We start from the raw sequence: 20,025 nt of genomic DNA on the forward strand, positions 1-20,025 counted from the left end.
TAAGAAGCGTGTCGGTGATGCGTTAACAGAACAAGAAATTACGTTTATTATCAATGAATATACAGCTGGGCATGTACCTGATTATCAAATGTCTGCCTTCTTGATGGCGACATTCCTGAACGGGATGACGGATGAAGAAACCTCGTTTCTCACATTAGCGATGGCGAGATCAGGCGAAATGATTGATTTATCCGCAATTGCTGGTGTGAAAGTGGATAAACATTCGACAGGTGGCGTTGGGGATAAGGTTAGTCTCATCGTTGGACCTGTTGTGGCATCGCTTGGCATTCCAGTCGCCAAAATGTCGGGGAGAGGCTTAGGGCATACTGGCGGAACGATAGATAAGCTGGAGTCCATACCTGGTTTTCAAATTGAATTAACCAAGGAAGCTTTTATCGAAGCGGTGAACACAAATAAAATTGCGATTGTCGGTCAAAGCGGTAACTTGGCACCTGCAGATAAGAAAATTTATGCTTTGCGTGATGTAACGGCTACGGTGGATTCGATTCCGCTGATCGCTAGCTCTATCATGAGTAAGAAAATTGCCTCAGGAGCAGAAGCAATTGTCCTAGATGTGAAAATTGGCTCAGGTGCTTTCATGAAAACGGTGGAGGATGCAAGGGTACTTGCTCGGACGATGGTGGATATAGGAACTCGTCTAAATCGCAAAACGATTGCGATGATTACCGATATGGATCAACCTCTTGGCCGCGAAATCGGGAATGCGAATGAAATTCGGGAATCGATCGACGTGCTGCGCGGAACGGGGGATAGAGATCTAACTGAGGTTGCGATTTCTGTTGCGGCGTATATGTCCGTGCTAGGTAAGGTGTTTACTTCCTTTGAGGAGGCGGAGGAGGCTGTCCGTGACATCATTACGAAGGGGAAGGCGTTGGATACGTTCAAACGCTTTATCGCCAGCCAAGGCGGTGATTCGCGTGTGGTTGATCAGCCTGAGCTTCTGCCAACGGCAGCCTATCATGTCGAGGTTAAAGCCAAGCAAGCTGGTTTCATCAACGAGATTCAAGCGGAAAATATCGGAATTGCTGCTATGCTGCTTGGCGCAGGGCGGGCGAAGAAGGAAGACTTGATCGATTATGCGGTCGGACTGACGTTAAATAAGAAAATCGGTGATGCGGTACAAGTCGGGGAATCTATTTGTACGATTCATGCAAATCGTTTGGATGTGGTTGAGGTCGAGGCCATGATTGTAGATGCGTATAAGATCACTTCCATGCAGCCGGCACCGAAACAATTAATTTATGATGTTATCGAATGAGAAATAGAATGAGAACGAGAGAGCACTTTCCTAATGGAAGGTGCTTTTTTGTCTTTCTGGCTTATTTTCACCCGTATGGAATAATTTGCACGGAATTCGTCAACACTGATTAGCAGTCATTCATGCTGCAAAATGCCAAACTTTCACTTCATACATCACAGGAGGGGTACAATTGCTATGCGAAAAAAAGGGCTAATCAGTTTCATTTGTTTACAACTAAGTGTGATGCTGTTGCTGCCAGCGATTTATGCGGCGGAAACCAAGGTACAGCCAGTAGATCTAACACCTAATGCGCAATCTGCTGTTCTGATGGATGCGGATACGGGTACGGTGATCGTGGAGAAAAATAAAGATGCAAAGCTTCCGCCAGCAAGTATTACGAAAATCATGACGATGCTGCTGATTATGGAAGCGATCGACAAGGGCTCCATCAAAATGGATGAAAAAGTCAGCGTTAGTGAATACGCGGCCTCAATGGGAGGCTCTCAAATTTTCTTAGAGCCTGGCGAGCAAATGACCGTCCAAGAAATGCTGAAGGGCATTGCAATGGCGTCTGGAAATGATGCCTCTGTGGCCATGGCGGAGAAAATTGCAGGCTCAGAAGAAAATTTTGTTGCCATGATGAATGAGCGTGCAGCTCAATTAGGGATGAAGAACACCCATTTCTCCAACTGCAATGGACTGCCTGTAGCTAATCACTATACAACTGCGAATGATATTGCTGTTATGTCAAGAGAACTGCTAAAGCATGAAGGCATTACGAATTTTACTGGTGCGTATCAAGATTATTTACGTAAAGATTCGCCTAAGCCGTTCTGGCTTGTGAATACGAATAAGTTGGTTCGTTTTTACAGTGGAGCAGATGGATTGAAAACAGGCTATACCAGTGAAGCCAAATTCTGTTTATCGGCTACAGCGAAACGGGACAATTTACGGGTCGTGGCTGTCGTATTAGGGGAACCCAATACCAAGACACGGAACGCAGAAGTGTCGAAGCTTTTTGATTATGCTTTTGCACAATACATGAATTACCCATTGTTCAAAACAGGCGATAGCTTGGGTAATTTTACGATAAATAAAGGCCAAGTATCGACCGTGCCGTTAGTTGCGAAGCAAAACTATAGTATTTTAATGAAAAAGGGGACTGACACGGMTAATATCCGACATGAATTGCAGCTCGATCCAAGCTTAAGAGCACCTGTTAGCTTAGGCCAGCCGATCGGTAAAATCATGGTCTATAACGGCGATAATGTCCTAGCGGAATACCCTTTAGAGTCTCCGCTAGCTGTTGATAAAGCCTCATGGTGGAAGCTTTTTAAACGGACAACGTCCCAGTTATTTACAACGGATTAATGGTGGAAAACAGCGAATAGAGGACGTAGAAATCGTATAATTTGCCTATTTTTAGCGGTTTTCTTCTAGTTTTGTCGGGGGGCAGGAAATACCAACTCAGTTGTAGAAACTAGTGTTCATGACCTGAAGGGAGTGAACATATTGGGCCTGCAAATTGAGTTTGAGCAAGGCAGAAGAGCGCTGATTGTTAGATTGAAGGGCGAGCTTGACCATCATGCAGCGGATAGTGTGAAGGCGCGGATGGAGGATGCGATTGCAAAGGAGCAGACGCACCACCTGATTCTTAGTTTAAAGGACCTTTCCTTCATGGATAGCTCGGGTCTCGGCGTCATTCTTGGTCGTTACAAGCAAATTACGAGCAAAGGCGGCAAAATGGTCGTCTGTGACGTGTCACCGGCCGTGTATCGTTTGTTCGAGCTTTCGGGTATGTTCAAGATCGTATCGATTCAGGATAACGAGCGTAATGCAATGTCCAGTCTGGAGGTTGCTTTATGAGCGAACGTAACTTTATGACACTGCAATTTGCCAGTCGTTCAGAGAATGAAGCCTTTGCACGTGTAGCTGTGGCCGCATTCGTTTCACAATTAGATCCAACTTTAGATGAATTGACGGATATCAAAACGGTTGTTTCAGAGGCCGTAACGAATTCGATTATACATGGTTATAACAATCAAACGGATGGTGTCATTACCATTTCAGCCGAAATCGATGATGACACGATTCGTTTAACGATCGAGGATAAGGGCGAGGGTATTGCTGATTTAGAGCAAGCCAAGGAGCCGCTGTACACGTCCAAACCGGAGCTCGAACGTTCAGGTATGGGTTTTACAATAATGGAAAATTTTATGGACGAAGTGGAAGTTGTGACGGCCGTCGGAATCGGAACGAAAATAAACATGTTGAAGCGAATTGAATCTAAAAAAGCTTTATACAATTAGGGGTAGGATCTATGGATGTTGATCTGAAGCATGCTTCTCATAGTTATTTAGACGATTCGGAAGTCAAACGGTTAATCGCCCTCAGCCAATCCGGAGATGGACTCGCTAGAGAAACACTTGTCAGCTGCAATATCCGTTTGGTGTGGTCCGTGGTTCAGCGCTTTTTGAACCGTGGTTACGAAGCCGAAGACTTGTTTCAGATCGGATGCATCGGGCTGCTCAAGTCCGTTGATAAGTTCGATCTCTCGTATGATGTTAAGTTCTCAACCTATGCGGTACCGATGATTATTGGAGAAATCCAACGGTTCCTGCGGGATGATGGGACACTAAAGGTAAGCCGCTCTCTCAAGGAATTAGCGAACAAAATTCGCAAGACGAAGGATGAGCTGTCGAAACGCTTGGGCAGGCTCCCAACGATCAAAGAGGTTGCCGAGGAGCTTATGATTACGCCGGAGGAGGTTGTATTCGCGCAAGAAGCGAATAAACCGCTCTCGTCGATTCATGAGACCGTGTTTGAGAACGATGGAGATCCGATTACGCTTATGGACCAAATTTCGGATGAATCCGGAGAAAAATGGTTTGAGAAGCTGGCGTTGAATGAGGCCATAGGGACGCTCTCAGAACGAGAACGACTCATTGTCTATCTCCGCTACTTCMGTGATCAGACGCAGTCTGAGGTCGCAAGCAGACTTGGCATATCCCAAGTTCAGGTCTCGCGATTGGAAAAGAAAATACTGCAATCCATTAAAGATCAGATTGCACTATAATAAGCAAATGTGAATAAACCGTGCTCCTTTGGAGGACGGTTTTTCAGCGCATATACATAAAGCCGCTGACTTCCCAAGAGCACCATGGGCGATGAGCGGCTTACCCCTTGTATATCTGAGTCTCTACTACCGAACCGAATAACGGTCGAAAGAATAAAATCTCACGCAGTAGATCCCGCATAAACCTACAAGGGAATAGACGATACGACTTAACCCTGAAGATTCACGGTGTGAATCTCCCCCAAGCAGAGCAGAAACTAAATCCCATTCAAAAAGCCCAACTAGAAGCCAATTCAGCGCACCGATGATGACCAGTGTTAACGCGAACTTTGCCATGTTATCACCTTCTTTATATGGAATAAGTGATCCGTATTCCTTATTTAACATGCCTTGCCAAATCAGTCTTTATGCATGGAGAATTTACCAATGATTGAGTTGTTTATGCCAAGGAAAGATTTTGCATACTATTCCTATACATGGATGATTGCAGGAAGTATTGAGATCGCCTAAGCTCTGAGAGGAGTGAACCATGGTCCAGGTACTAAGCAAGTATTTGTACATTCGTCTTCGCCGCAAAGCTCGTGTGCGTAAAGGAAATGTCGTGAGGCTGCATCATATTGCACAACTCTTTGTGGAACCCGAATATGAACAGGCCCTGAACGAACTAGTGATTCACCAGCCCCAGCAAGAGGATGGGAATCGTGTGCTCATCGATATGTTACTGATCATTCGTAAAGTGAAAAAATTATTTCCTGAGCTGCAGGTTGAGCATTTCGGAGAACCTCACGTGCTTCTAGAAATATACACCGATAATAAGAAGGCAAATCCATTGCTGATCGGCATGGTTTGGCTGCTTTTATTCATCGGATCGGGACTAGCTATTATGAATTTCCATGCTGACGTCTCCATGTTGACGGTTCATCAGCGGATATATGAACTGATGACAGGTAAAAAGGTGGATCATCCACTCATATTGCAAATTCCGTATTCCATTGGGATCGGAGTCGGCATGGTGCTTTTCTTTAATCACTTGTTTAAAAAGAAGTTCAATGAAGAGCCGAGTCCATTAGAAGTTGAGATGTTTATGTATCAAGAAAATATTAATCATTACGTGATTACAGAAGAGTATTCGAAAATCCATGAAGAAGGAGACGCGAAGTGATTACGCTGCTCGGAGAAGTATTCCTAGCTGCATTTATCGGCTTAGCAGGAGGTATTGCGGTTGGGAGCGGCATGGTTGCTTTTTTAGTTGTTCTGGATATCATTCCTAGATTAGCTCAAATCACACGATCATTCTCCAAAATCCATGCCTACGAAGCAGCAGTCGTTCTTGGTTCCCTGATGTTTACCTGGGTGGATTTCAGTGATCTGCACATGCATTTATTCCCTATGGGGGCAGCACTCTTTGGCTTGTTTGCTGGTTGTTTTGTAGGTTTGCTTGCCGCAGCACTGACTGAAATTGTCAATGTGCTGCCGATTTTGGCTAAACGGGTGGGAATGGATTCCTATCGGATCGTGTTATTAATGGCCATGATATTTGGTAAGGTTTTTGGCTCCTTGTTTGAATGGATATTTTATTAGATGGTGAATGAAGGAGGCGCACCAGTGAAATTTATTGTTAAAAATGGTCAACAGAGCGACGAGGAGAAGCTAGAAGAATCACAGGGCAATGAGAAGCTAGAAGAATCAAGGGATGATGAGAATCTAAGTAGTCAAGAAGAAAAGCTTGCTGTCGACGAGGAAGGTAATCTATCGGCATACAATCCGATTACCAATATGACGCCGCAGGAGAAGGCGCTAAAGATTCAAGAAAATATTCCGAAAAGTATCCGAGAAGTCCAGCGTGTATTGGAAGAACGGGTCGGCTTGAATCGAAGTTTTGATCTTGTGATGAGAGAAATGGTGTTCGGCTCTAAACGTGTAGGTATCTTTTACTGTAACGGATTTGCAAAAGATACGGTCTTGACGGATATTATCACTCGACTTACGTATGCAGATAAAGAAGATGTATCCCACCATACCGTAGAAGCGTTCATTGAAAAACTAATACCTCACATACAAGTTAAACATTATTCGAAAATGTCTGAGATCGTTGGACAAGTATTAATGGGCGGGACCGCCTTATTTATCGAGGGTGAAACATCAGCGATCGCCGTCGATGTGAAGAGCTTTCCTATCCGATCTATTGCTGAACCTGATCTAGAACGTGTCGTTAGAGGTTCACGTGATGGTTTTGTAGAAACGCTGTTAACGAATGTCACCCTGGTCAGACGCCGCATTCGAGATGAGCGTTTTAAACTTGAGATCCTGCAAATCGGGAAGCGAACGAAAACGGATGTCTGTCTTGGGTATATCAACGATATTGCCGATGCGACACTTGTCCAAGATATTAAAGACAAAATGAAACAAGTAGAGATTGATGGTCTGCCCTTAGGTGAGAAGCAATTAGAGGAAATGATTGTAAATAAGGGCTGGAATCCGTATCCAATGGTTCGTTATTCAGAAAGGCCGGATGTTGTCTCTGCACATTTATTGGAAGGGCATGTTTGCATATTCGTGGATACCTCTCCAAGTGTCATGATTTTGCCCACGACGTTTTTCCATCATGTGCAGCATGCCGAAGAGTATCGCAATACACCTTTTATTGGCACCTATTTAAGGTGGGTCCGCTTTGCTGGTATTATGATGTCGATCTTCTTGCTGCCACTCTGGTATCTGATGGTGATGGAGCCTTCATTAAAGCCGGTGGGTCTAGAATTCCTTGGTCCGCAAAAGGAAGGTACTTTACCGCTCCTAATTCAATTCCTGATTGCAGATATAGGAATAGATCTAATGAGGATGGCAGCAGTACATACCCCTTCACCGCTTGCAACTGCGATGGGCTTGGTGGCTGCGATTCTAGTTGGAGACATTGCCGTAAAGACAGGACTCTTCATAAACGAAGTCATTCTATACCTCGCCCTTGCTTCGATTGGGATGTTCGCTACGCCAAGCTATGAATTAGGCTTGGCGAATCGAATCGTGAGGCTAGCGTTATTAATTACAGTGTCCATTTTTGGAGTGCCAGGCTTTGTGATAGGCTCCACAATTTGGCTGATCATGCTGGCTTCAATGAAATCGTATGATGCCCCCTATATGTGGCCGTTCATCCCTTTTAATGCCAAGAGCTTTTTCTCTATCTTACTTCGTCGTCCCGTGCTGGCAAGCAAAACAAGGCTAAGCATTACGAAGCCGATTGATGGAACCCGACAACCTAAATCATAGCGTGAAAAAGGGCGGGAAACTTCCAGCCCTTTTTTGTTTGTTCTAGGCGCATGTATTGTCAAATACGCGTGCACTATGGTACTTTTATTAGTATGTGCGCGACCTCTTAAGCGGAATTTGGCAAAGGGTAGGTTGGAGTAGAGAGGGGAAAATATAGCTATGTACTTACATGGTACCAGTAAAATAAATGACCAAGGCCACCTCGAAATTGGCGGTGTTGATACAACAAAGTTAGTTGCCGAATATGGCACACCTCTCTATGTGTTTGATGAGGCGCTTGTACGTCAGCGTTGTCGTGAGTTTGTTGAAGCTTTTGGGGCTTCAGGTCTGAAGTTTCAAGTGGCCTATGCAAGTAAAGCATTTTGTGTAATGGCGATGTGCCGAATTGTTGAAGAAGAAGGCATGTCTCTGGATGTTGTATCCGATGGAGAGCTTTACACGGCGCTTCAAGCTGGATTCCCAGCAGAGCGTATTCATTTCCATGGCAATAACAAAACGATTTCTGAAATGGAAATGGCCATTGACGCTAAAATTGGTTGCTTCGTCGTGGATAACTTTATCGAGCTGCAGATGTTAAATGCGATTGCGGCTGAGAAACGTCAAAAAGTGAAAATTTTATTGCGAATTACGCCAGGTGTTGAGGCGCATACGCATGAATATATTTCAACCGGTCAAACGGATTCTAAATTTGGCTTCGATTTGGGCAATGGCTCGGCATTCCGTGCGATTGGTGAGGCTTCTCAGCTTTCGAATGTAGAACTGTTAGGCATTCATTCCCATATTGGCTCGCAAATCTTTGAAGTTGAAGGCTTCCGCATCGCGGCGGAGAAAATGGCTGAATTTGCCATTCATGTTCGGACAGAATTAGACGTCACTTTCAAGGTAATCAACCTTGGCGGCGGCTTTGGTATTCGTTACGTAAGTGAAGATACACCGCTTCCAGTAGCTGTATACGTTAAGGCGATTACGGATGCGATCAAAACGAACTTCGGCAGTAATGGTTACCCACTTCCGGAAATTTGGGTTGAGCCAGGTMGCAGCATCGTTGGTGATGCAGGGACTACACTTTACACGGTCGGCACAACGAAGGATATCCCTGGTGTGCGTAAATATGTTGCGGTGGATGGCGGTATGACAGACAATCCGCGTCCTGCTCTATATGAAGCTGTTTACGAGGCGGGCCTCGCTAACCGCGCTGCGGAGCAACCGGCTGAGGTTGTTTCCATTGCCGGGAAATGCTGTGAAAGCGGCGATATGCTGATCTGGGATGTGAACCTGCCGAAGGTAGCCGCAGGCGATATTCTAGCTGTGTCTAGTACAGGGGCTTACAATTACTCGATGGCGAGTAATTACAACCGTATTCGCAGGCCAGGTGTAGTTTTCGTTCAAAATGGTCAGAGCGACCTTGTCGTGAATCGTGAAACATTCGATCAAATCGTAGGCAATGACGTCATTCCTGCGAGAATGAAACAAGTGTCCAAGACGATTTAATAGCAGCACGAAACAGCAGGAGGCCCCTATTTGCTTAGGGTTCCTCCTGCTGTTTGTGTAATGCAGTCATTCATAGTAGAATAAGATATTATTTCCTAAAGGAGTGAACCACAAAATGGCAAAACAAGCAAAAATTCAACTAGCAGGTGGCGGAGAGGTGCTTATCGATCTTTTTGAGAACGATGCACCGAACACAGTCGCTAACTTTGAAAAACTAGCAAACTCCGGTTTCTATAACGGACTTGTTTTTCACCGCGTAATTCCAGGATTTGTAGCACAAGGTGGTTGCCCGACTGGAACAGGAACTGGTGGCCCTGGCTACCAAATCAACTGTGAAATCAACCCAAACAAACATGAGCGCGGCTCCCTAGCGATGGCACATGCTGGCCGTAACACAGGTGGAAGCCAATTCTACATCGCTTACCAACCACAACCGCATTTGGATGGTGGACACACAGTGTTCGGTAAAGTATCCAAAGGTATGGAGCTTGTTGATGCTTTCAAAGGCAAAGACAAAATGGAAAAAGTAGAAGTTGTAGAAGTATAATTGAAAGCTGAAGAGACTGCTCAGACTTAGGTCTGGGCAGTTTTTTTCAAATTTAACAAATATGAAGGTTATGAAAAACCTACAATTCCGACAAGTTTTCTGAGATAAAATGAAAAAAGACCTTGCAATTTTCATGCGTGAGTGATAAATTTTTGTTTAATAAAGAAATTAGTAGCTAAGCTTTCGTTATTACTTTCTTATATAGTATGCAAAACCTTCGGGGCGTGGTGAAATTCCACACCGGCGGTGATTCGTAAGCATGGTTAGTGTACCGGCTTACGATCAGTCCGTGACCCGTTGTGAAGCTAGCGGTACCTGACAACAGCTTCGCTACGGTTGACCTGGTGTAACTCCGGGACCGACAGTATAGTCTGGATGGGAGAAGGAAAATGCGAATGCCAATTCGCTAGCATGCTTGTTCATTTTTTCACATTAATCAAAATTCGGCAGGTCTGTCTATTTAGGCTACCTCGTCGGTGTTGTTTGATTTGATCAAAAATGCGACAGGCGTAATAGCCGAAGCTTATTCGTGTTATCTAAACAATCTCTGGCCCCCATCCGAAAGCGGAAGGGGCTTTTTGCATTAGATTTCAAGGAATGGATGAAGAAGGCGGTGATCAGCCATGCAGTTGTTAAATGACGAAGCCTATATGAGACTTGCGCTTCAGATGGCGGAGAGCGCGCTTGGACAAACAGGCATTAATCCTGTTGTTGGCTGTGTCCTCGTCAAAGAGGGTCGCATTGTTGGCATGGGCGCTCATCTGAAGCGCGGTCATGGGCATGCGGAGGTTCTAGCGCTGCGAATGGCGGGCGAGGAAGCAAAGGGAAGTACCGCCTATGTTACCTTGGAGCCCTGCAGTCATTATGGCAAAACACCGCCGTGCAGCGATCGCCTCATCGAAGCGGGTGTGACGCGCGTTGTTGTGGCAACAACAGATCCGAATCCGTTAGTAGCAGGGACTGGGATCGCAAAGCTGCTTGCACATGGTTTGGAAGTGAGTGTAGGCTTGCTAGGCGAAGAATCCGCCAAGATGAACGAAGCCTTCAACAAATTCATCGTCACGCGCATGCCATTCGTGACGATGAAGACCGCGAGCACCCTCGACGGCCGCATCGCTTCCAAAACCGGCGACAGCAAGTGGATTACATCCGCAGCGTCGCGTGCCTTTGTTCATACCCTGCGCCATCGGCATCAGGGTATCCTCGTCGGCGTCCAGACGGTCATCGCCGACGACCCGCAGCTGAGCACGCGAGGCGACGTACCGGCTGTACAGCCGGTACGCATCATCGCGGACTCGCAGCTGCGAGTCCCGCTCGGCGCCCGCGTGCTCACGGAGCAGGATCGTCAGCCGACGATCCTGCTCGCGAGCGCACAGGCGCCAGCAGAGCGGCGTGCCGCGCTGGAAGCGCGCGGCATCACGGTCCTTACCTGCGGGGACGGCCCGCAGGTGGACCTGACGCTCGCCATGCAGCAGCTGGGCGAGCGCGAGATCGGCTCCATCCTCCTCGAGGGTGGAGGCCGCTTGAACGGCGCCATGCTGGAGCGGCGCCTGATTGATAAGCTGGTGCTGATGTTTGCGCCGAAAATTATCGGCGGGGGCATAGCAGCACCTGTGAACATCCACTTCGACGGATTCGCGAAGATGGACGATGCCATTACGCTCGACCGACTGAGCGTTGAGCAATTCGGGCCGGACGTGTGTATGACCGGCTATCCGATCTATAAGAGCTAGAGAATGGAGGAGTGGCATGTTTACCGGCATAGTTGAAGAAATCGGCCACATGCGCCGCATTCATAGTGGAGGGCAAGCGATGGTACTAACCATTGGTGCTCGTAAAATTCTGGAGGATGTCCATCTAGGGGACAGTATTGCTGTTAATGGCGTCTGTCTCACGGTTATTTCATACGATAGTGATTCATTTTCCGTTGATGTGATGCCTGAAACGTACCGAAAGACGAACCTTCGCAAGCTTCAATCCGGCACACGTGTGAATTTGGAGCGGGCCATGGCAGCGAATGGTAGATTTGGCGGGCACATTGTGCAAGGACATGTGGATGCCACAGCAACGATCCTGTCTCGCACCCCAGAAGAGAATGCCGTCGTATACCGATTTGAACCAGAAAATCCACATATTTTCCGTTACATCATTCCTGGCGGTTCAATCACGATTGACGGTATTAGTTTAACTGTTGTAGATGTCACAGAACAGGATGTTTCCGTTTCGATTATCCCGCATACCCTTGCGCAAACCGTTCTCCATGACAAACAAGCAGGAGACACGGTCAACATCGAATGCGACGTACTTGGCAAATATATGGAACGACTGCTCAAATTTGGTCCTTCTGAGTCTTCCCATCGCGGGGAACCTAAGAAAAGCACGCTAACTGCAAGCTTTTTAGCAGATAACGGCTTTATGTAAGTTTAGTTAGGAGAGGTGAATATGACACAACCCATTCGATTTAATACGATTGAAGAGGCCCTCACGGATCTGAAATTAGGTAAAATAATTATTGCTGTAGACGATGAGGATCGAGAAAACGAAGGCGATTTTATCGCCCTTGCCGATAAAACAACACCTGAAGTGATCAACTTCATGATCAAAGAAGGACGTGGGCTTGTCTGCACCCCGATCACTGAAGATAGAGCCAGAGAGCTTGATTTGCCACCGATGGTGGCACGCAACACAGATTATCATGGCACAGCCTTTACGGTGTCTGTTGATCATATCGATACAAGTACAGGAATTTCAGCACATGAGCGTTCCAGAACGATCCAAGGCTTGATCGATCCAACGACGAAACCGCAGGATTTCCGCAGACCTGGACACATTTTTCCTTTGATTGCCAAAAAGGGCGGTGTTCTCCGCAGAGCTGGTCATACCGAAGCTGCAATTGATCTTGCAATCCTTTGTGATTCGTATCCGGCAGGCGTCATTTGTGAAGTCATTAAGGAAGATGGAACGATGGCTCGGGTTCCGGATCTGATGGAAATTGCTGCGAAACATGAGCTTTGCATCATTACCATTCAGGACTTAATTCAGTATCGGAATCAACAAGAGAAATTGGTGAAGCGTGAGGTTGAAGTTGATTTGCCGACGGATTTCGGTACTTTCAAAGCGATTGCCTATACGAATCAACTAGATAATAAGGAGCATGTAGCTCTGGTTAAAGGAACGATTGATCCTTCCAAACCTACTCTGGTACGCGTACATTCGGAATGTTTGACGGGAGATGTGTTCCATTCCCATCGTTGTGATTGCGGTCCACAGCTTGACGCGGCATTAAAACAGATTGATGAAGAAGGCAATGGTGTATTATTATATATGCGACAGGAAGGTCGCGGCATCGGGTTAATCAATAAATTGAAGGCTTATGTCCTCCAAGAGCAGGGATTAGATACGGTAGAAGCGAATATTAAGCTTGGATTTGCTCCAGATCTTCGTGATTATGGCATTGGTGCTCAAATTCTGAAAGATCTTGGCATCACGAAACTTCGTCTATTAACGAATAATCCTCGCAAAATCAAAGGCTTAGAAGGCTATGGTCTTGAAGTCGATGAGCGCGTTCCGATTCAAATGGAGAGTAAGAAAGATAACCTTTCTTATTTGCAAACGAAGCAACAGAAGCTAGGCCACATGCTGAGTTTTAAAGACTTAGGCAAAGGCATTTAATTGTAGATTATATTCCATCCAATTCGCATTAACAGAAAGGGAGATTCTAACTATGGCAACGATTTATGAAGGACATTTAATATCACAAAATTTAAAATACGGCATCGTCGTAGGACGCTTTAATGAGTTCATTACTTCCAAACTACTTGGTGGTGCACAAGACGCACTTAAACGTCATGGGGTCAACGAAGATGAAATCGACATTGCTTGGGTTCCAGGCGCATTCGAACTTCCCCTAATCGCACAAAAGATGGCGGAAAGCGGCAAATACGATGCAGTTATTACCCTGGGTGCTGTGATACGTGGATCAACGCCGCACTTTGATTATGTGTGCAGCGAAGTGGCGAAAGGTGTTTCCGCAATTAACTTAAAAACTGGCGTACCTACGATTTTTGGTGTGTTAACAACGGATTCCATTGAGCAAGCAGTTGAACGCGCGGGAACGAAAGCAGGCAATAAAGGCTGGGAAGCTGCCGTAACTGCGATTGAAATGGCTAATTTGACGAAGCAATTTTCTTCCTAATGCTTGCTTATTATCATTTGGAAACATTGCTCCCGCGGCTGTTCGCGTTTCTAATCGCCATGACCCTGCATGATACAGCGCATGCTGGTGTCGCTTGGCTGCTTGGGGATCGAACGGCTCGTGAGAGCAAACGGTTTTCGCTGAACCCCTTGGCACATCTAGATGTCTTGGGGCTCTCGATGATCGTCTTCGGGCCTTACGGCTGGTCGAAGAAAATACCGGTCGATCCCGACCGTTTTCCCAAGTATAAAAGACTATCACATACACTTGTATATCTAGCGGGACCTATCACGAATCTTGTGCTTGTTCTGTTTTTTTGGTGGTTATACTTCTTCTTGCCCACGCTACTCGGTGCTTCAATCGAATCTATCGTCGTGGAACAATGGCGTGTTTATTTACAATATTGTATCATCGTAAATTTAATGATCGGCCTCATACATCTGCTTCCGCTCTATCCGCTCGATGGTTGGTTTATTTGGAAAGGCCTCGTCTCACCTCCGAAACAACGATGGATGACAAGACACGAGATGAAAGCACTGATTCTTGTAATCGTTTTAATGGTGACTCCCATTGGTCAATGGGTGCTCAGTCGTATTTATCCATACGCCGTACAGGTAATTATGCAACTTTATTCACTATGACAAGGGGAAGAACGACATGAAGGTTACCTATAAATTAGAAGCATTTGAAGGCCCCCTTGATCTATTGCTTCATTTGATTGATAAAAATGAACTCGACATTTACAATATTCCGATCAAAGAAATTACAGATCAGTATCTTGGGTATGTACAAGCCATGCAGGAGCTGGAGTTAGATATTACGAGTGAGTTTCTAGTCATGGCAGCCACGCTGCTCTCCATCAAAAGCAAAATGCTTCTACCTAAGCCGCCTGTTATTGAATATGACGAATATTTTGATGATATGGATGATTCGTTAGACCCGCGAGCCGAGCTCGTTGCCAAATTGATTGAATATCGCAAATATAAATCGATTGCCGATATGCTTCGTGATAAAGAGGTAGAGCGCAGTCTCGTGTATACACGGGAACCGGAGGATTTAACACCGTATTTACCAGAAACGCATGAGAATCCTGTAGAAGGTCTCGATCTCGCTGATTTGCTTATTGCTTTTCAACGAACACTGCGTAAGTTAGCCAATCGTAATGTTGTTGCACGGATTAGGCGGGATGAGATCTCAGTAAAAGATCGAATTCGTGAAGTTGTGGATTTGCTTAAAATAAAAGGCGGTAAGCTGTTATTCTCTAAGCTATTCGATTATGAGATGACGCGGGAAGAGATCGTTGTAACCTTTTTAGCTATCCTGGAATTGATGAAAATGAAGAAAATTATGTGCTACCAGAATCAGCTTTTTGATGATATCGTCATTCAAGCCAAAGAGGAGGGATCTGACCTTGACACTCAACTTCCAACAGATGAAATCAATTATTGAAGGACTTCTCTTCGCCTCTGGCGATGAAGGTCTAGATCTCAAGCAACTTGCTGAAGTCATGGAGTTGGATGCCTATGTGATTAAAGATTTGTTGAAAGATATGCGAACTGACTTCAAACGTAAAGGACGAGGTGTCCAAATCGTAGAGGTTGCTGGTGCTTATCAGCTTACAACCCTAGCGGAGCACGCGCCATATTTTGAACGACTCGCCTATACGCCTTCACGTTCTTCGCTTTCACAAGCTGCCTTAGAGACGTTATCGATTGTTGCGTATAAGCAGCCTATCACACGAGTCGAGATCGAGGAGATCCGCGGCGTGAAGTGTGATCGTGCACTTGCTACGTTAGTAGGTAAGGATTTGATTACAGAGGTTGGACGTGCGGATGCCGTGGGTAGACCGATTTTGTACGGGACATCGAAGCAATTCTTAGAATATTTCGGTCTTAGCTCAATTCAGGAATTACCAGACTCCGCAAACTTTCAGGGAAATTTTGATTTGGAGGAAGAAACACGCATGCTATTCGATCGCCTAGGCGGAGAGCAGAAGCAATTGACCCTAGAAGACGTGAGTGATGAACAGTCGGAGTAGATATGCATTTCATTTCCTTTTAGAGGTCATACTAACTCCACCTGCGAGAAGATTTATTCTTACGGGTGGAGTTTTTTGTGCTAAGGAGGCGTAAGTGTTGCTGTGGGTTGGATTGGCCGTCTTGGTTGTCATCATCTCAATTATCGTTGTGCTATGCAGCTATTTGCGCAGTGAATTTTATTTCTCCCGAGTGAAGGATAACGATACGCTTTCCGTGGAGATGCGAGGGCTGTTTGGACTGGTGCGATACCGATATGTCATCCCCATCATTCAATTTAAAGGATTCACGCAAGGGATCTTGATTAAGTCGGAGAAAATAACGCAACATAGTGCCAAGCTAAAAGATGAGACGCGAGACCATATTACGAAGGATAAAGTCATTGCCTTTTATAAAGAAGCGAAGGATGTTCTTGTACATACGCTGAATTTATATGGCTGGATGAAGCAAACCTTAACCAAAGTGGAGTGTACGGAACTCAAGTGGATAACGCGAGTGGGTCTAGGCGATGCTCCTGAGACTGCGATTACGACTGGAGCCGTTTGGGCGATTAAGTCATCGCTGCTCGGGTTCACGATCCGTTATGTAAAGCTGACAGCAAAGCCGCACATTGATGTCATTCCGCAATATAATCAAAAGCAATTCGCAACGGAGCTTCGTTTTGCTAGTCGTATACGTGTCTGGTTTGCTGTTATAGCAGGCCTCCGCTTAGTGTACCGAGCTGCTAAAGTCAAAGGCGGCATTCGAAGCTGGATCCAATTCGCACTTAAGGCGAGAGCCAGATTTAAACCTGCGTCGTGAGTTTTACATAACCCCATGCCAGTAGGGGCACTCTAGAACTGAACCAAGATTCTCTTGTGATGCTTGAGCTTTCGATGCCAGTTCGTAGTGCGAATAATGCTAAGGAGGAATATGAAGATGTCCGAACACCCGATTCAAGGCCTCATGAAAGTCGCCATGGAAAATATAAAAGAAATGGTTGACGTAAACACAATTGTCGGTGACCCGGTCGAAACGCCTGATGGTAGTGTCATCATGCCGATCTCCAAAGTTGGCTTTGGTTTCGCTGCAGGTGGCAGTGAGTTTATGACTGACTCCGAAATCGAAATCGAAGGCGGTAGTATGAATAGAGGCGATGCCCTCAATGCCAAAGTCGCTCTTCCTTTCGGTGGCGGTAGCGGCGGTGGGGTTTCGATTACACCTATTGCTTTCCTCGTTGTAGGTAAGAATGGCGTGAAGGTCGTACCGCTCGATAATCAAACGCATATTCTGGAGCGTTTGATCGATTCTGCGCCGCAGGTTGTGGATAAGATCCAAAGTATGATCAAAGGCATGTCAGCGAAGCCTCCGGCTGCTGTTTCAACCAGTGTCACCAATGTCGAGAATCAGAATTTTATCGTGTAGAAACTGGTCATTATGAGCTGTCCTTTGTGGACAGCTTTTTTCTGTGAGAACTATTCATTCGGTTGAGCTCTTCAAAACGGTTTTAGCTTCCGTAGGGTGCCAATTAATGATTTTAATAAGCTGATCTTGCATATAAGAAGGAGAATATTTAAATTCACTTTCAACCCAGTGGAATATGAGACCGAGTAAAGCGTGAATCGAATAGATGCTAAGCAGCTCTTGATCCATATCGACGTCTCTTTCGGAATAGAATAATTCTTCTTGGGTTATTTTTTTTAGTGCTGTAAACATGTTTTCTTTCAGTTTGGCAAGCACATCACTTTTCACTAACACGGTATAGATGGCAGCGTTTTGGAAAAAATGTTCAAAGATCATGACAGATTTGGCGGGCAGCTCATGAATTCGAAACACTTCAACTTTTTCATAAGGCGCCCGAAAGGATTGGAGTAATTGCCCAGTTAAATGATGTATAATTTCGTTCAGCAAAGCATCTTTACTTTCATAATTGGCATAAAATGTTCCTCGGTTATAGTTCGCAAATTCCACGATTTCAGTAATAGAAATGGAACTGAAGGTCTTTTCTTTCATCAGTGAAAGTAGGGCTTCTCTCAACGCAATTTTACTTCTAACGATTCGACGATCTGTTTTCTTAGTATTTTCCGACATACCGATTCATTCCTTTTGGCTTTAGTGTACAAAACCAATCATTTTGTTCGTTAGCTGACAAACGAGCGTTTTTTACTGATTGTATCACGTTTGATACTCTATTATACTCCAAGTGAAAGAAGTTCTATAGACACAATTCAGTCGTTTATTCGCACAAACAATACAAGACATTTGGAGGAATTACACATGAAGCTTTCTGGAAAAGTGGCTATTGTTACAGGTGCAGCGTCAGGTATGGGGAAATCAATCGCGGAGTTGTTTGCAGCAGAGGGAGCTAAAGTTGTCGTTTCAGATCTTCGGGTGGAGACGGCTCAAACCGTTGTATCTGGGATTGAGGCTAAAGGTGGTTCAGCTATGGCCATTGCAGCTAACGTAGCGAAAGAAGAAGACGTACAAGCATTGATAGATACGGCTGTAAAGGAATACGGCACCGTGGACATTTTGATAAATAACGCTGGGATTATGGATAACTTTGTTCCCGCTGGAGACTTGACGGACGAGCTTTGGGAGCGGATTTTTGCAATTAACACAACAGGTGTAATGAGAACTACGCGTAAAGTTCTTCCGATTTTTACAGAAAGAAAAAGCGGTGTCATTGTAAACATTGCTTCCGCAGGCGGATTAAATGGGTCCAGAGCAGGTGCAGCGTATACAGCCTCTAAACATGCGGTAGTTGGATTTACGAAGAACGTCGGTTTTCAATATGCCAATCTTGGCATCCGCTGTAATGCAATCGCACCTGGCGGTGTGAGCACGAACATCGGAACAACGATTACGGCTCCGAATCCTTTTGGTATGGAAAGAGCCATGGCTGGTATGGGCTTAAATCCACGTGCAGGTGAGCCAGAGGAAATTGCAAAGGTTGCTCTGTTCTTAGCTTCAGATGATTCAAGCTTTGTTAACGGTACAGTAGTTACAGCTGATGCGGGCTGGACGGCTTACTAAGCGTAAGCAGAATTCGCTGCGAAAGGCGGTTAATGCCAAATTCATTTAGCCTGCACTCACTCTTTAACGCCCAGTTGGGACGTCAAAGAGTGAGTGCGGGCTTTTTTTGCATCCGAAAGGCCGCTTTTCTTCCTTAAAGCAACGGCGACCGAGAGAAAGTCGAGTCCGGTTAACTCCTACTGCCATTCTCGCCCCGCGTAACTCGATTTTTTCGACATAGACTACTCCTACTGCCATTCTCGCCCCGCATAACTCGATTTTTTCGACTTAGAGTACTCCTATTGCCATTCTCGCCCCGCGAAACTCGATTTTTTCGACTTACACTACTCCTACTGCCATTTTCGCCCCGCGAAACTCGATTTTTTCGACTTACAGTACTCTAATTGCCATTCTCGCCCCGCGTAACTCGATTTTTTCGACTTAGAGTATTCCAATGGTGTTCGGCTACGCCTTTACGCCCATTCGCGAACTCCGTTTTTTATGCCCTGACATGCGGCCTCTTCTTCAAGTCGCACCCAATTTCTCGGACATATCCCTCGTCCGCACGCATATACTTGTACAAAGTTTTATCAGTTGATCCGATCAAGGAAGTGTACAAGTTCGCTCGTGTAGGAGGATAACAAAAACGATGAAAACTAAAGTCCAGTTCATCTTCATTTGCTGTGCCTTACTTGGTTTGCTAATTGCGCCATTGTCCTATGTGGAAGCCGCGCCGCCAAGCATTCATACCAATGCGGTTGGTGCTTCTCTCGTTGATGTGGAGTCAGGACGTGTCCTCTATAGCGAAAAAGGGGACACGCCTATGCGTATAGCCAGCTTGACCAAAATAATGACCGCCATCATTGCGATAGAACAAGGTGATCTCACTAGCATGGTCAAGGTCAGCAAAAATGCCTTCGGGAAAGAAGGGTCTTCGATCTATTTGAAGCTTGGGGAAGAAATGAGACTTCATGACATGCTGTACGGACTCATGATGCGTTCGGGAAATGATGCCGCGACTGCAATCGCAGAGCATATAGGAGGCAGTGTAGAGGGCTTTGTCTATCTGATGAATGAGAAGGCAATGAGTCTAGGTATGGATCATTCGCATTTCACGAATCCTTCTGGGCTTGACGAGGGAGAGGGTCATCGCTCTAGTCC

Annotated in this window: 23 protein-coding genes and 1 riboswitch; of the genes, 21 read left to right on the plus strand and 2 right to left on the minus strand. The window is 45.6% G+C overall.

Annotated features, from left to right (window positions below):
• The 5 genes from AC1DVJ_RS26265 to sigF form a co-directional block, all read left to right on the plus strand.
• The coding region (locus tag AC1DVJ_RS26265) for a pyrimidine-nucleoside phosphorylase (protein ID WP_477594964.1) at positions 1-1,279 on the plus strand (1,279 nt) is incomplete at its 5' end.
• A 177-nt stretch (positions 1,280-1,456) separates the two neighbouring features.
• A complete protein-coding gene (locus AC1DVJ_RS26270; RefSeq protein WP_477594966.1) occupies positions 1,457-2,632 on the plus strand; it encodes a D-alanyl-D-alanine carboxypeptidase family protein in 1,176 nt (391 codons plus the stop codon).
• Positions 2,633-2,773: 141 nt separating this feature from the next.
• Positions 2,774-3,127: an anti-sigma F factor antagonist gene (gene spoIIAA, locus AC1DVJ_RS26275; protein ID WP_310223353.1), complete on the plus strand. Its 354-nt coding sequence runs from the start codon at positions 2,774-2,776 to the stop codon at positions 3,125-3,127.
• Entirely contained in the window at positions 3,124-3,570 is a 447-nt protein-coding gene (spoIIAB, locus tag AC1DVJ_RS26280; RefSeq protein WP_477594968.1) for an anti-sigma F factor, read from the plus strand. The genes spoIIAA and spoIIAB overlap by 4 nt, the downstream gene beginning before the upstream one ends.
• 11 nt (positions 3,571-3,581) lie before the next feature.
• Complete coding sequence (sigF, locus tag AC1DVJ_RS26285; protein WP_477594970.1) at positions 3,582-4,337, plus strand: RNA polymerase sporulation sigma factor SigF; 756 nt, start codon at positions 3,582-3,584, stop codon at positions 4,335-4,337.
• A gap of 126 nt (positions 4,338-4,463) precedes the next feature.
• On the opposite strand, the gene AC1DVJ_RS26290 is transcribed toward sigF, so the two are convergent.
• Positions 4,464-4,673, minus strand: a complete 210-nt coding sequence (locus tag AC1DVJ_RS26290) for a DUF378 domain-containing protein (RefSeq protein WP_477594972.1) — start codon at positions 4,671-4,673, stop codon at positions 4,464-4,466.
• 193 nt (positions 4,674-4,866) lie between these two features.
• Here AC1DVJ_RS26290 and AC1DVJ_RS26295 point away from each other — a divergent pair, with 193 nt between their 5' ends.
• The 14 genes from AC1DVJ_RS26295 (at position 4,867) to ytfJ (ending at position 17,274) form a co-directional block, all read left to right on the plus strand.
• The gene (locus AC1DVJ_RS26295) at positions 4,867-5,499 is read left to right on the plus strand and encodes a stage V sporulation protein AA (protein WP_477594974.1); all 633 of its coding nucleotides are present in this window, start codon (positions 4,867-4,869) and stop codon (positions 5,497-5,499) included.
• A gap of 5 nt (positions 5,500-5,504) precedes the next feature.
• The gene (locus AC1DVJ_RS26300) at positions 5,505-5,918 is read left to right on the plus strand and encodes a stage V sporulation protein AB (protein ID WP_477595006.1); all 414 of its coding nucleotides are present in this window, start codon (positions 5,505-5,507) and stop codon (positions 5,916-5,918) included.
• Positions 5,919-5,942: 24 nt separating this feature from the next.
• Complete coding sequence (locus tag AC1DVJ_RS26305) at positions 5,943-7,601, plus strand: spore germination protein (protein ID WP_477594976.1); 1,659 nt, start codon at positions 5,943-5,945, stop codon at positions 7,599-7,601.
• Positions 7,602-7,760: 159 nt separating this feature from the next.
• Positions 7,761-9,092 carry a diaminopimelate decarboxylase gene (lysA, locus tag AC1DVJ_RS26310; protein WP_477594978.1) on the plus strand — a complete coding sequence of 444 codons (1,332 nt, stop codon included), beginning with the start codon at positions 7,761-7,763 and terminating at the stop codon, positions 9,090-9,092.
• 115 nt (positions 9,093-9,207) lie between these two features.
• On the plus strand, positions 9,208-9,639 hold the full coding sequence (locus tag AC1DVJ_RS26315; RefSeq protein WP_477594980.1) for a peptidylprolyl isomerase: 432 nt from the start codon (positions 9,208-9,210) through the stop codon (positions 9,637-9,639).
• Between the two features lie 209 nt (positions 9,640-9,848).
• Positions 9,849-10,030: riboswitch (FMN riboswitch) on the plus strand.
• Between the two features lie 232 nt (positions 10,031-10,262).
• Positions 10,263-11,372, plus strand: coding sequence for a bifunctional diaminohydroxyphosphoribosylaminopyrimidine deaminase/5-amino-6-(5-phosphoribosylamino)uracil reductase RibD (ribD, locus tag AC1DVJ_RS26320; RefSeq protein ID WP_477594982.1), 1,110 nt, complete (start codon positions 10,263-10,265; stop codon positions 11,370-11,372).
• A 16-nt stretch (positions 11,373-11,388) separates the two neighbouring features.
• Positions 11,389-12,060: a riboflavin synthase gene (gene ribE, locus AC1DVJ_RS26325; protein WP_477594984.1), complete on the plus strand. Its 672-nt coding sequence runs from the start codon at positions 11,389-11,391 to the stop codon at positions 12,058-12,060.
• A 21-nt stretch (positions 12,061-12,081) separates the two neighbouring features.
• Complete coding sequence (locus AC1DVJ_RS26330) at positions 12,082-13,311, plus strand: bifunctional 3,4-dihydroxy-2-butanone-4-phosphate synthase/GTP cyclohydrolase II (protein ID WP_477594986.1); 1,230 nt, start codon at positions 12,082-12,084, stop codon at positions 13,309-13,311.
• A 52-nt stretch (positions 13,312-13,363) separates the two neighbouring features.
• The gene (ribH, locus tag AC1DVJ_RS26335) at positions 13,364-13,834 is read left to right on the plus strand and encodes a 6,7-dimethyl-8-ribityllumazine synthase (protein WP_477594988.1); all 471 of its coding nucleotides are present in this window, start codon (positions 13,364-13,366) and stop codon (positions 13,832-13,834) included.
• Between the two features lie 17 nt (positions 13,835-13,851).
• Positions 13,852-14,475: a site-2 protease family protein gene (locus AC1DVJ_RS26340; RefSeq protein WP_477594990.1), complete on the plus strand. Its 624-nt coding sequence runs from the start codon at positions 13,852-13,854 to the stop codon at positions 14,473-14,475.
• 16 nt (positions 14,476-14,491) lie between these two features.
• Positions 14,492-15,283 carry a segregation and condensation protein A gene (locus AC1DVJ_RS26345; protein ID WP_477594992.1) on the plus strand — a complete coding sequence of 264 codons (792 nt, stop codon included), beginning with the start codon at positions 14,492-14,494 and terminating at the stop codon, positions 15,281-15,283.
• Positions 15,267-15,872 (plus strand): SMC-Scp complex subunit ScpB, encoded by a 606-nt coding sequence (scpB, locus tag AC1DVJ_RS26350; RefSeq protein WP_477594994.1) that lies wholly within the window; start codon positions 15,267-15,269, stop codon positions 15,870-15,872. The genes AC1DVJ_RS26345 and scpB overlap by 17 nt, the downstream gene beginning before the upstream one ends.
• 94 nt (positions 15,873-15,966) lie before the next feature.
• On the plus strand, positions 15,967-16,671 hold the full coding sequence (locus AC1DVJ_RS26355; RefSeq protein ID WP_477594996.1) for a DUF2953 domain-containing protein: 705 nt from the start codon (positions 15,967-15,969) through the stop codon (positions 16,669-16,671).
• Positions 16,672-16,788: 117 nt separating this feature from the next.
• Positions 16,789-17,274 (plus strand): GerW family sporulation protein, encoded by a 486-nt coding sequence (gene ytfJ / locus AC1DVJ_RS26360; protein ID WP_477594998.1) that lies wholly within the window; start codon positions 16,789-16,791, stop codon positions 17,272-17,274.
• Positions 17,275-17,328: 54 nt separating this feature from the next.
• On the opposite strand, the gene AC1DVJ_RS26365 is transcribed toward ytfJ, so the two are convergent.
• The gene (locus AC1DVJ_RS26365) at positions 17,329-17,940 is read right to left on the minus strand and encodes a TetR/AcrR family transcriptional regulator (RefSeq protein WP_477595000.1); all 612 of its coding nucleotides are present in this window, start codon (positions 17,938-17,940) and stop codon (positions 17,329-17,331) included.
• A 186-nt stretch (positions 17,941-18,126) separates the two neighbouring features.
• Between AC1DVJ_RS26365 and AC1DVJ_RS26370 the strand changes: the two genes are divergently transcribed.
• The gene (locus AC1DVJ_RS26370; RefSeq protein ID WP_477595002.1) at positions 18,127-18,885 is read left to right on the plus strand and encodes an SDR family oxidoreductase; all 759 of its coding nucleotides are present in this window, start codon (positions 18,127-18,129) and stop codon (positions 18,883-18,885) included.
• Positions 18,886-19,513: 628 nt separating this feature from the next.
• The coding region (locus tag AC1DVJ_RS26375; protein WP_477595004.1) for a D-alanyl-D-alanine carboxypeptidase family protein at positions 19,514-20,025 on the plus strand (512 nt) is incomplete at its 3' end.

The sequence above is a fragment of the Paenibacillus sp. P4_A9 genome, assembly GCF_056402415.1.

Excerpts from the sequence above, each read along its gene's own strand:
- spoIIAB (WP_477594968.1), top strand. The coding sequence starts at position 3,124 with ATGAGCGAACGTAACTTTATGACACTGCAATTTGCCAGTCGTTCAGAG.
- AC1DVJ_RS26290 (WP_477594972.1), bottom strand. The coding sequence starts at position 4,673 with ATGGCAAAGTTCGCGTTAACACTGGTCATCATCGGTGCGCTGAATTGG.
- AC1DVJ_RS26295 (WP_477594974.1), top strand. The coding sequence starts at position 4,867 with ATGGTCCAGGTACTAAGCAAGTATTTGTACATTCGTCTTCGCCGCAAA.
- AC1DVJ_RS26315 (WP_477594980.1), top strand. The coding sequence starts at position 9,208 with ATGGCAAAACAAGCAAAAATTCAACTAGCAGGTGGCGGAGAGGTGCTT.
- ribD (WP_477594982.1), top strand. The coding sequence starts at position 10,263 with ATGCAGTTGTTAAATGACGAAGCCTATATGAGACTTGCGCTTCAGATG.
- ribE (WP_477594984.1), top strand. The coding sequence starts at position 11,389 with ATGTTTACCGGCATAGTTGAAGAAATCGGCCACATGCGCCGCATTCAT.
- AC1DVJ_RS26330 (WP_477594986.1), top strand. The coding sequence starts at position 12,082 with ATGACACAACCCATTCGATTTAATACGATTGAAGAGGCCCTCACGGAT.
- ribH (WP_477594988.1), top strand. The coding sequence starts at position 13,364 with ATGGCAACGATTTATGAAGGACATTTAATATCACAAAATTTAAAATAC.
- AC1DVJ_RS26345 (WP_477594992.1), top strand. The coding sequence starts at position 14,492 with ATGAAGGTTACCTATAAATTAGAAGCATTTGAAGGCCCCCTTGATCTA.
- scpB (WP_477594994.1), top strand. The coding sequence starts at position 15,267 with ATGAAATCAATTATTGAAGGACTTCTCTTCGCCTCTGGCGATGAAGGT.
- ytfJ (WP_477594998.1), top strand. The coding sequence starts at position 16,789 with ATGTCCGAACACCCGATTCAAGGCCTCATGAAAGTCGCCATGGAAAAT.
- AC1DVJ_RS26365 (WP_477595000.1), bottom strand. The coding sequence starts at position 17,940 with ATGTCGGAAAATACTAAGAAAACAGATCGTCGAATCGTTAGAAGTAAA.
- AC1DVJ_RS26370 (WP_477595002.1), top strand. The coding sequence starts at position 18,127 with ATGAAGCTTTCTGGAAAAGTGGCTATTGTTACAGGTGCAGCGTCAGGT.